This is a genomic window from Thermophilibacter sp. ZX-H3, assembly GCF_052599055.1.
The window spans coordinates 17,061-27,541 of the sequence record NZ_JBQXES010000021.1; the positions used below are offsets into that span (position 1 = coordinate 17,061).

Annotated in this window: 6 protein-coding genes; 3 read left to right on the forward strand and 3 right to left on the reverse strand. The window is 66.1% G+C overall.

The features are described from left to right. Positions 1 to 100: 100 nt before the first annotated feature. Both ACULPM_RS09210 and ACULPM_RS09215 read left to right on the forward strand, forming a co-directional pair. Positions 101 to 2,470 carry a DEAD/DEAH box helicase gene (locus ACULPM_RS09210; protein WP_445331609.1) on the forward strand — a complete coding sequence of 790 codons (2,370 nt, stop codon included), beginning with the start codon at positions 101 to 103 and terminating at the stop codon, positions 2,468 to 2,470. A gap of 49 nt (positions 2,471 to 2,519) precedes the next feature. Then, a complete protein-coding gene (locus tag ACULPM_RS09215) occupies positions 2,520 to 3,767 on the forward strand; it encodes a hypothetical protein (RefSeq protein ID WP_445331608.1) in 1,248 nt (415 codons plus the stop codon). A gap of 29 nt (positions 3,768 to 3,796) precedes the next feature. On the opposite strand, the gene ACULPM_RS09220 is transcribed toward ACULPM_RS09215, so the two are convergent. From ACULPM_RS09220 to ACULPM_RS09230, 3 genes are all read right to left on the reverse strand, one after another. After that, complete coding sequence (locus ACULPM_RS09220) at positions 3,797 to 5,890, reverse strand: YecA family protein (RefSeq protein WP_445331607.1); 2,094 nt, start codon at positions 5,888 to 5,890, stop codon at positions 3,797 to 3,799. 120 nt (positions 5,891 to 6,010) lie between these two features. Next, positions 6,011 to 7,753, reverse strand: a complete 1,743-nt coding sequence (locus tag ACULPM_RS09225) for an NADH-dependent [FeFe] hydrogenase, group A6 (protein ID WP_445331606.1) — start codon at positions 7,751 to 7,753, stop codon at positions 6,011 to 6,013. After that, positions 7,747 to 9,573, reverse strand: coding sequence for an NAD(P)-binding protein (locus ACULPM_RS09230; RefSeq protein ID WP_445331605.1), 1,827 nt, complete (start codon positions 9,571 to 9,573; stop codon positions 7,747 to 7,749). Before ACULPM_RS09230 ends, ACULPM_RS09225 begins: the two co-directional genes overlap by 7 nt. Before the next feature lie 240 nt (positions 9,574 to 9,813). On the opposite strand from ACULPM_RS09230, the gene ACULPM_RS09235 reads away from it, so the two are divergent. Then, the gene (locus ACULPM_RS09235) at positions 9,814 to 10,395 is read left to right on the forward strand and encodes a hypothetical protein (RefSeq protein ID WP_445331604.1); all 582 of its coding nucleotides are present in this window, start codon (positions 9,814 to 9,816) and stop codon (positions 10,393 to 10,395) included. Positions 10,396 to 10,481 lie beyond the last annotated feature (86 nt).

Below are 10,481 nucleotides of genomic sequence, written 5' to 3' on the forward strand. Positions count from 1 at the left end.
TAAAGCAGATGCTAGCATATTCGTCTAGCATCAGTTAGGCCACTTTCTTGCAATCAGAAACATTTGTTCGTATACTGGTCCCACCGAAGGGAGGGTCATCATGGGCGTCTTCGACCGATACGCACCGTTCGTGCAGGACTTCATCTATGCGCACGAGTGGGAGAGCCTGCGCGGCATCCAGGTGGCTGCGGGCGAGGCGATCTTCGACACGGACGACCATGTGCTGCTGTGCGCCTCCACGGCGTCGGGCAAGACCGAGGCGGCCTTCTTCCCCATCCTCTCGGAGCTCTGGGAGAGCCCTCCCGCATCGGTGGGCGCCCTCTACATCGGGCCCACCAAGGCCCTCATCAACGACCAGTTCTATCGACTCGAGGAGCTTTGCGAGGAGGCCGACATCCCCGTCTGGCACTGGCACGGGGACGTCTCCTCCTCGCACAAGGCCAAGCTCATGAAGCGCCCGTCGGGCATCCTGCAGATCACCCCCGAGTCCCTCGAGGCGCTCCTCATGCGCCGTCACGCCGCCGTTGCCAAGCTCTTCTGCGACCTGCGCTACATCGTCATCGACGAGGTGCACGCGCTGCTGCGCCAGGACCGCGGCGGCCAGTGCCTCTGCCTCATAGAGCGGCTGGCGAGAATCGCGGGCGTCCAGCCGCGGCGCATCGGCCTCTCCGCCACCATCGGCGACCCCGAGGCCGTAGGCGCGTTTCTCGCCACCGGCACCGGGCGCGACTGCGTGATACCTCGCGTGGATGAGCCCCCGCGCACCTGGCGCATCTCGATGGAGCACTTCTACAACACCGACCCTCAGGCAGACGAGGGCCAGGCGATTAATGCAGGCAATAGCCTCGATGCTGACGTCGTTGCGCTGGAATCGGTCACGGTGCCTCCGAAGGGGCGGGCGTTACCTCCGCGCGCAGTTCTGCAGCCCGAAGGGCGAAGCTGTTTGAGCACGGGGATAACCCCCGGCCCTCCCGAGGCCCCCACGGACCCGGCGCCCGCGAACGCCGACCCGGGCATCGGCTACATCTTCGAGCACACGCGCGGGCGCAAGTGTCTGATCTTCTCCAACTCCCGCGAGGAAGCCGAGGAGGTATGCACGACGCTACGCGCGTACTGCGAGTTCAACGGGGAGCCGGACCGCTTCCTCATCCATCACGGCAACCTCTCCGCCACCATTCGCGAGTCGGCCGAGGAGCAGATGCGCGACGACGCCTCGGACGTGAACATCGTCGCCACGTCCACGCTCGAGCTGGGGGTGGACATCGGGCGGCTTGAGCGGGCGTTCCAGATTGACGCCCCCTTCACCGTCTCCAGCTTCCTGCAGCGCATGGGCCGCACGGGACGCCGGGAGCGGCCGCCCGAGATGTGGTTCGTCATGCGGGAGGAGCAGCCCGAGCCCCGCACGCTCCTGCCCGAGACCATCCCCTGGAAGCTCCTCCAGGGCATAGCGCTCGTACAGCTCTACCGAGAGGAGCGCTGGGTGGAGCCCCCGCGCCTCGACCGGCTGCCCTACAGCCTGCTCTGCCATCAGACGCTCGCCATTCTCGCCTCGGAGGGCGAGCTCTCCCCCGCGCAGCTCGCAAGCCGCGTGCTCACGCTCACCTACTTCCACCGCGTCACCACCGACGACTTCCGCGAGCTTCTCCGCCACCTCATCCGAAACGACTACGTCGAGCAGACCGAGGGAGGCGGCCTCATCGTGGGCCTCGCCGGCGAGCGCGTCACGAGCTCCTACAAGTTCTTCGCCGTCTTCCAGGAGAACGTGGAGTACACGGTACGGTGCGACTCGACGGAGATCGGCACCCTCTGCGCCCCTCCGCCGCCCGGCGAGAAGGTCGCCATCGCAGGACACGTGTGGATCGTCGACGAGGTGGACCACGAGCGTCACCTGCTCTACGTGACCCAGGTCAAGGGCAAGGTCCCCGCCTACTTCGGCGAGGTGGCCGGTGACGTGAACACGCACGTGCTCGAGCGGATGAGGCGCTCCCTCGAGGAGCACACCGCCTATCCCTACCTCATGCCGCACGCCCGCGCCCGCCTGCGCCAGGCGCGCCACGTCGCGGAGGCCTCCCGCCTCACCGCGGGCCCCCTCGTCTGCCTTGGCGAGAACGAGAGGGAGCAGACCATGTGGTGCCTGCTTCCCTGGCTGGGGAGCTACGCGTTCTTGGCGCTCGAGCGCCTCGTCAAGATCAAGTGCGCCGATGAGCTCGGCATCAAGGCGTTCAGCTCGTCTCGCCCCTACTTCATCACGTTTGTGATGAAGGCGGACGAGCGCACGTTCTTCTCGGTAGTGAAGGACGCCGCGGAGCGCCTCACGGACCCGATGGAGCTGCTCTACCCCGCCGAGGTCCCCTACTTCGAGAAGTACGACGAACTCGTCCCCGAGAGCCTCGTTCGAAAGGGCTTTGCCGAGGGCGTTCTCGACGTGGAGGGCATGAGGGCCCGCGTCGCGCAGTGGCCCCTCGCATGAGCTGCTGGTTGAGCCGATGATATGATGGCTAAAGGAGGAGGTGTGGGTCGTGCCCCTGGCATCACAGTTACATAAGCGCTACGAGCTCAGGCTGCAGGACGAGGTCCTTCTCGTCTTTACGACGGCACGGGACGCCTTCGGAACGGTCTCCATCTCCGTGGACGAGCTCGTAACCGCGAATCCCCGCCTGCTCCCCCTTCCGCTCTGGCCTGACCACAGATCGGGAGAACGCCTGCTCTCATGGCTTGAGACCCGGGTCATTCCAAAAAACCGGAAGTTCGTTGACCAGATCCTCTCCCAAGCAGGCGTCACGGACGACAGCACGTTCGGCATCCTGGACGTCTGCCTCGGACTCTCTGTCAACGACGCGTACTGGGTTGTCCCACATGAATTTGACGGCTCGTGGGAAGGCTACAGCCTTTTTGAAAACGACCTCGACGAAGCGCTGGCACTCGTTGCCTACACGGGCTACACCACAAGCCAGAGGCGCAAGGCGGGGCTCTCGAGCGAGTGGACGACCGACGGCCAGTTTCCCAAGGCGTGGCGCCGTGTGGACGGAGAGCTTCGCCTCTACAAGGGGGGCACTGAGGGCTTTGCGAACTCCGGCATGGAGCCCTACTCAGAGTTCTTTGCGGCACAGGCAGCAGAGGCCTTCGGCATGCCGCACGTTAGCTATGACCTCGAAGAATGGAAGGGTCGCCTGGCCTCGGTCTGTCCGCTCATGCACGACGCCTCGACAGCGTACGTCCCCTTCTGGACCGCCGCCCAGCAGTCGCTCTTCCCGGCGGCACTCGAAGCTGCGCGACGCATCTCGGAAGGCGCCTTCGAAGCCCTGCGCACCATGTACGTCTTTGACGCACTCGTCTGCAACACCGATCGTCACGCAAACAACTTTGGCTTTCTCCGGAGCAACCTGACGGGCGAGCTTCTGGGCATGGCGCCGCTCTTCGATCACAACCTGTCGCTCTTTCCCGGTGACATGGAGCAGGACTACCCCTCCTGGCCCCGCCAGGGATCGGTCAGGCGTCCGGCGGGCAGCAACCTCACCTTTGATAGCGTGGCCCGCCTCGTCATGTCGGAGAAGCACCACGAGGCCCTACGCGGGATGATCGACTTCCACTTCTCCAACCACCCCGTCTATCCCGTCCCAGAAAAGCGCCTTGAGGCCTTGAATCGCTACATCTCCCAACGCGTCCGCCAGCTGCTGGAAATCAATCCGGTGGACGAGAAGGGCCTGGTGGCCGAGCTCCGCAGCGTCCTGCCAGACGACACCGTCATTCCCGCCTGCTGCGACTGAGCGCTCCTTCTGGAGTCGCCCCCATGTCATTAGCGTCCGTGGCACTTCTTGTACTTCCTGCCGCTCCCGCAGGGACAGGGGTCGTTACGCCCTATCTTCATGGGCGTTCCATCCGGATTGCGAAAGACCTTTCGGCCCGTTGCCTTCTCGTGGAGCGCATCAGGTGACCAGCCGTTGTTCCACCAGTCGGGAAGGGCGTTGGCCATTGCCATGGTACGGCCCAGAGCGCCTTCGACGTCCTCCGTCGTCTCGAAGACGCCCAGATCGCTCGCCACCTCAACGATCTCGGTCGGGCGCGAGCTTCCCATCTGGACGTCAAGCAGCTGCTCGATCACATAGTCGGCGTAGAGATAGTCGTCCTCGTCATCTGGAACGTGCGCGTCGAGCCAGCTGCGCAAGTTCGCCACCTCGGGCAGCCGGAGCTTCCAGTCATAGGCCTCCTCGGTCGCAAGCGACGGGCCCAGCGGGAGGGGTCCGTACTCCGCCTTTCGCTCATGCTCGGCGATAAGGGCGCGCAGCATCTTGTCGCGCGTGGCCTGCTCCCGCTCGATGCGGCACTCCAGCTTGTCGAGGACCTTGCTCACGCCGTCACGTGTGACCTCTTCACCCTTCGCCTCTAGGTCGGCGAGCACGTCGCCATACATGTCCTCGCCGATCTGGGCATCGCCGAGGCTGTAGTGGATGACGTAGGCAAAGGCGGCCTTGTCCTGAGCGGCGTCATAGCCCTCGGCCTGGCGGTCAAGCCAGAGCTCGAAGGTGGGATAGCTGCCCTGACGCTTCTGAAGGACGAGAAGGTCGTCGACAAGGCAGTCGAGGTCGATCTTCTCTCCATAGAGCTCCTCGTAGCGAGCGGGGAGGTCTCGGACCGCAGAGGCGCCGCAGAGCTCGACGAGAACCTCCGAGAGATGGCCCACCCGCTCGACGCGGGCACGGCGAGCCTCAATCTGGTCAAAGTCGAGCGACTCTGCCTGAGAGCGCAGCTCATCGGGGACAAGGGCCGTGAAGGTCCCCTCGTGCAGATAGAGGCGCGAGATGGGCGGGCAGGGCATGAGGGAGCGATGCTGCCCCACGTCCTTCTCGGCAAACTCCACGTGGCCGTCGGGAGCGGCGAGCAGCTCTCGGAAGGTGACGTACTCGGCCTTGAAGCACGTGACGAGCGTGTTGCGCAGAATCTCTTGGTCGCTCAGCCACTCGCTCGCAACCCTCTCTGCCAGCTGCGCCTTTCTCAAGGACGAGGTCCCGCTGATGCCGAGCCCTCGAGCGTCCCGCTCAAGGTCGGCCTTCTTGTCCGTGGCAAGCGTATCCGCGAGCGTGCGCACGGGGGCAACCTTCTGAGCGCGCCTCGCAAGCTCCGCCGCCGGATCTCTCTCCTCGCTTCCGTACCATGTCTCTTGGAGCCGCTCGTTGACACGCTTCTCGCGCATCTCGTCGGAAAGGCCCGCGAGCTCTCCACGATGCACGCCTTTGACCATGGGCTCCGTACCGTCGCGCTCCCAGCGCTCCCGGTCCATCTGACGCTGAAAGCGCTCCCAGTCGTCCTTCTCGTGCTGGGCGTTCACCCGACGCGCAAGAGACACGAAGTCGTCTGCGGTCTCCACGAGCGGGTAGCCGGCAGACTCTCGCGCCTCCCCCTCCATCATCTCCCTGAGGCCGGGACCATAGCTCACCGGAGGGAGGCGGACCATCGTGTCGTAGACAACCGCTCCGGCAAACGGCAGCAGCGTGACAAGGACAACCGTCGGGGGCTCTTCCGGAACCACCTCTTCGATGTCTTGCGTGACCCCCATGACGGCCACCCTGCTTTCCCCGACAGAGAAGAGCGCCCGGCCGCGCCGGTCGTAGCCAAGCAGCAGCTGAGGTCCGGTTATCCGATCCTTCCAGGGAGTAAGCTCGGAGAGGACGCGCGGCGGGAGACCCAGAGGGTTTCTCTCGGTCAGCTCATCGATGAGGGCGGGGTCATCCCAGACGCAGTCGAGCACCTCCCTGCATGCGTCAAGGTCAAATGAGCCGTCGGGGAGCAGGAGCCTCTCGTCAGGCACGATCCCAAACGCCTGGTTAGCGGAGAGCACGAGGGCGCTCAGTAGATCATAGAGATGATTGGCCTGGGCTTCGTTCAGGTGCATGGAATCCCTCTCTCGTTCGCGCGCATCATACGCCAAGCATACCGCCTTAAGAGAGGGCCCGAGCCGCGGGGGTAGACGGCTCGGGCCCAAGCGTGGAAAAGGGACTGTCCCTTTTCCACGTTAATGCATGGACCAGGCGTGGTGGTCGGTGTGGAGGAGCTCCTCCGCGAGCTCGGAGTTGGGCTCGCCCAGGAAGTCCTTGTAGATGGCCTGAATCGCGGGGTTCTCGTAGGAGTTGCGCAGCTTCGCCCTGCGGTCGAGGCCCCAGAGGACGTCGCCGCGGACGCCCGCCAGCTCCTCGCCGTCGTGGATGGGCTGGCCGCCGCCGCCCGCGCAGCCGCCGGGGCAGGCCATGACCTCGACGAAGTCGTACTCCACGGCGCCCTCGGCGATGGCGTCGAGAAGGAACGCGGTGTTGGCGAGGCCATGGACCACGGCCACGCGCACCGGCGTGCCCGCGAGGTCGAATGTGGCCTCCTTCCAGCCGTCGAGGCCGCGGACCTCGGAGAAGGCGTCGGGACGCGGGGTCTCGCCGGTCACCACGTGATAGGCGGTGCGCAGCGCGGCCTCCATGACGCCGCCGGTGGCGCCGAAGATGACGCCCGCGCCGGTGGCGGTGCCGAGCGGCTGGTCGAACTCCTCCTCGGGGAGCGTGGTGGCGTCGATGTGCTCGGCGCGGATCATGCGGTCGACCTCACGCGTGGTGAGCGAGACGTCAACGTCCGGGTCGCCGCAGGCGTCGTTCATGACGGGGATGGCGACCTCGTGCTTCTTGGCCGTGCACGGCATGATCTCCACGCAGAAGATCTTGTGCGGGTCGATGCCCTTGAGCTCGGCGAAGTAGCTCTTGGTCACGGCACCGAACATCTGGCCCGGGGACTTGGCCGTGGAGAGCTGGTCGGTAAGCTCGGGGCGAACCGCCTTGACGTAGCGCACCCAGCCCGGGCAGCAGGAGGTGAACATCGGGAACGCGTTCTTCTCGTCAGCGGGATCCTCCGCGCGGTGCGCGAGCTTGTGCAGAAGCTCGGTGCCCTCCTCCATGATGGTGAGGTCGGCCGAGAAGTCCGTGTCAAAGACGTAGTCCACGCCCATCTGGCGCAGCGCGGCCACGAGGCGGCCGACGGTGGCCTCCTCGCGCGGGAGGCCCAGGCTCTCGCCCCAGGCGGCGCGCACGGCCGGCGCGATCTGCACCACGACGACCTTCTCCGGGTCGGCGAGCGCGTCGAAGACCTTCTGGGTGTCGTCACGCTCGCGCAGGGCCCCCGTCGGGCAGTGCGTGATGCACTGGCCGCAGAGGGTGCAGTCGGACTCCTGGATGGTCATCCCGCCGCGGACGTTCACGCTCGTGTGCGTGGCGCGGTTGGCGAGGTCCCAGACGCCGAGTCCCTGGATCTTCTCGCACACCTGGATGCAGCGCAGGCAGTTGACGCACTTGTCGTTGTTGCGGATGAGCGGGAAGCTCTTGTCCCACGGGTCGTGCATGAGGCGCTTCTCGTAGGGCAGCTCGGTGATGCCGAGGTCGGCCGCCAGCGACTGCAGGGTGCAGTTGCCGGAGCGCACGCAGCTCGTGCACTCGGAGTCGTGCGTCGCGAGCAGGAGCTCCATGTTCATGCGGCGCGCAACGCGCACCTTGGGGCTGTTGGTGCGCACGACCATGCCCTCGAGCACGGTGTTGTTGCAGGCGGCGACGAGCTGGTCGATGCCCTCGATCTCAACCACGCAGACGCGGCAGGCGCCGATCTCGTTGAGGTCCTTGAGGTAGCAGAGCGTGGGGATCTTGATGCCCACGGCGGCGGCGGCGTCGAGGATGGACGTGCCCTCGGCCACGCTCACGGCGCGGCCGTCGATGGTGAGGTTTACCACTGCTCGATCCTCCCCCCGCGGAACGCGCCAAAGCCGAAGTGGTCGCAGCGCAGGCAGCGGGAAGCCTCCTGGCGCGCCTCCTCGTCGGTGAGGCCGTTCTCGACGATGTCGAAGTCGTTGATGCGCTCGGCGGCCTCGCGCTCCCGCATCTCGCAGCGGGCGCAGGAGATCTTGCCCTTGAACTGCACGGGGGGCAGCTCCACGTCAAGCTCGATCTGGTGGTTGTAGCCGAGGTAGTTGTCGATGTTGCCGGCAGCGACCTTGCCCGCGTTGATGGCGCGGATGACGGTGGCCGGGCCGCTCTGGCAGTCGCCGCCGGAGAAGAGGCCGTCCTGGCCGGGCACGGCGCCGTCGGAGTCGGTGACGATGCGGCCCCACTTGCAGGGCACGCCCTGCTCCTCGAAGGTCGCGGAGTCGATGTCCTGGCCGATGGCCACGATCACGCGGTCGCACGGGACCACGATGTCGCCGCCCTCTGCCGCGCGCGGAGCGGGGCGCCCGCGCTTGAGGCCGCCGATGATCTGCGGCTCCACCTTGAGGCCGATGACGTGGTTGTTCTCGTCGACGACGACCTCCTTGGGGGCGTTGAGGTCCATAACCTCGCAGCCCTCGGCCTCGGCGCCGGCGATCTCCTCGTCCTGGGCCGTCATGTCGGCCACGCGGCGGCGATACGCGATGATGACCTTCTCGGCACCCAGGCGCACGGAGGTGCGGGCCACGTCCATGGCCACGTTGCCGCCGCCGACGACGGTGACCGTGAGGCCCTTGAAGTCGGGCGGGTTGTTGTCGCCCATGTCGCGCAGGAGCTTGACCGCGGACATGACGCCCTCGGCGTCCTCGCCCGGAAGGCCGAGCTTCTTGTCCGCGTGGGCGCCGATGGCCAGGTAGACGGCGTCGAACTCCTTGCGCAGGCGGTTCATCTCCTCGCCGTCCACGCTGTGGTTGAGCTCGACGTCGATGCCGCAGTCGAGGATCCACTGGATCTCGGAGTCAAGCTGCTCGCGCGGCAGGCGGTAGTTGGGGATGCCGTAGCGCAGCATGCCGCCAAGGTGAGCGCGCTGCTCGAAGATCTTGATCTTGTGGCCCATGAGGGTCAGGTAGTAGGCGCAGGAGATGCCCGCCGGGCCGCCGCCGATCACCGCGACGGTCTTCTTGGTGGGGGCCTTGATGATGGGGCGGTAGTCCCCCGCGTGGTCCACGGCGTAGCGCTTGAGGCCGCGGATGTTCATCGGGTCGTCCACCATGCCGCGGCGGCAGTGCATCTCGCAGGGGTGCTCGCAGACGAGGCCGCAGACCAGCGGCAGCGGGTTGTCCTTGCGGATGAGGCGCACGGCCTCGGTGTAGCGGCCGGCCTCGACGAGCGCGATGTAGCCGGGGATGTCCACGCCGGCCGGGCAGCCGGAGACGCACGGCACCGTCTGGTGCTGCGAGAAGCCGCAGGCGTGCTTCTGCACGTGGTGCTCGAAGTCGTCGCGGAAGCCGCGGATGGCCATGAGGGCCACCTCGCCGGCCTCGTAGCCGATCGCGCAGTCGCTCGAGAGATACACCGTGCGGGCGGTGGACTCGATGAGGTCGAGCGTCTCCATCGTGGCGCGGTTGTTCAGGACGTCGTTGAACAGGTGACGCAGCATGCGCAGACCGTTCCTGCACGGCGTGCACTTGCCGCAGCTCTGCGTCGCGCACATGGCCACATATGAGGCCGTGAACTCGACGGGGCACGGAGCGAGCGAGCTCACCGAGAGGCGCTTCTCGAGCATCTCGTGCATGCTCGACATGATTGCCTGGGTCTCGCTCTGCTCCATGACGTGCATTCTTGCCATAGGCCCTCTCCTTGCACATCGGGGAGTCGTACGCGCCGGGTCCCCTCGACCTCGGCACAGTATGAGGAATGTTAGTCAACGGCCCCGTTCATTACGCAACGTAATCGGTGAGGTGTCCGTTTGATTACGCGGGCGGCACCTTGCCGAGCCGTTTCCCCCACCCGCCGCACGCAGGCCGGTAGCTGAAAGAAAGCTGATACACTCATGCCAGGGAAGGCAACGAAGGGAGATGGGAGCGTCATGAAGAACCGAGTCCTAAAGGTGCTGGCCTGCTCGATCGCCGCCGTGCTCGCCCTGGGCGCAGGCCTTGCGCTGGGGGCGTGCTCCGGCCCCAGCCCCGAGGAGCTCATCCGCGAGGACCTCGCGGCAAACCTCGACCGCGTCAAGGAGCTCGATGACGCCACGGTCGAGGAGCTCGTCGGCAGCATGGGCACGATCGGCCTCGAGGACTATGGCATCGAGGCATCGGACGTGGTCACGTCCCTGCTCGACGGCTTCGACTACACGATCGATGACATCGCGGTCGACGACGAGGGCACGAGTGCCGTCGCCTCGGTAACCGTGACCTGCAAGTCCGCGGCCGACTTCAACGAGCAGATCGAGCAGGCCGCGGCCGACCTCATGACCGAGCTGATGGACGACCCGTCCGGCCTGGAGCTGCTCGGTGACACGGAGGCCCTCAACGCCCGCATCGGCGAGGTCATCATGGAGACGCTCGACGGGGTCGAGCTCCAGCAGACCCCAATCGAGATTGGCTACTCCAAGACCGACGAAGGCTGGGCGGCAAGCGACGCCACCGAGCTCGCCCAGATCTTCTCGTAGTCGCCCGCGCCACCGGCGTCTGCCGCTTGCGCCACTGGGGGGGGGGGTGTTTTTGCGGGGGGCGGCGGGGGACAAAAAAGGGCACG

Excerpts from the sequence above, each read along its gene's own strand:
- ACULPM_RS09235 (WP_445331604.1), top strand. The coding sequence starts at position 9,814 with ATGAAGAACCGAGTCCTAAAGGTGCTGGCCTGCTCGATCGCCGCCGTG.
- ACULPM_RS09220 (WP_445331607.1), bottom strand. The coding sequence starts at position 5,890 with ATGCACCTGAACGAAGCCCAGGCCAATCATCTCTATGATCTACTGAGC.
- ACULPM_RS09230 (WP_445331605.1), bottom strand. The coding sequence starts at position 9,573 with ATGGCAAGAATGCACGTCATGGAGCAGAGCGAGACCCAGGCAATCATG.
- ACULPM_RS09210 (WP_445331609.1), top strand. The coding sequence starts at position 101 with ATGGGCGTCTTCGACCGATACGCACCGTTCGTGCAGGACTTCATCTAT.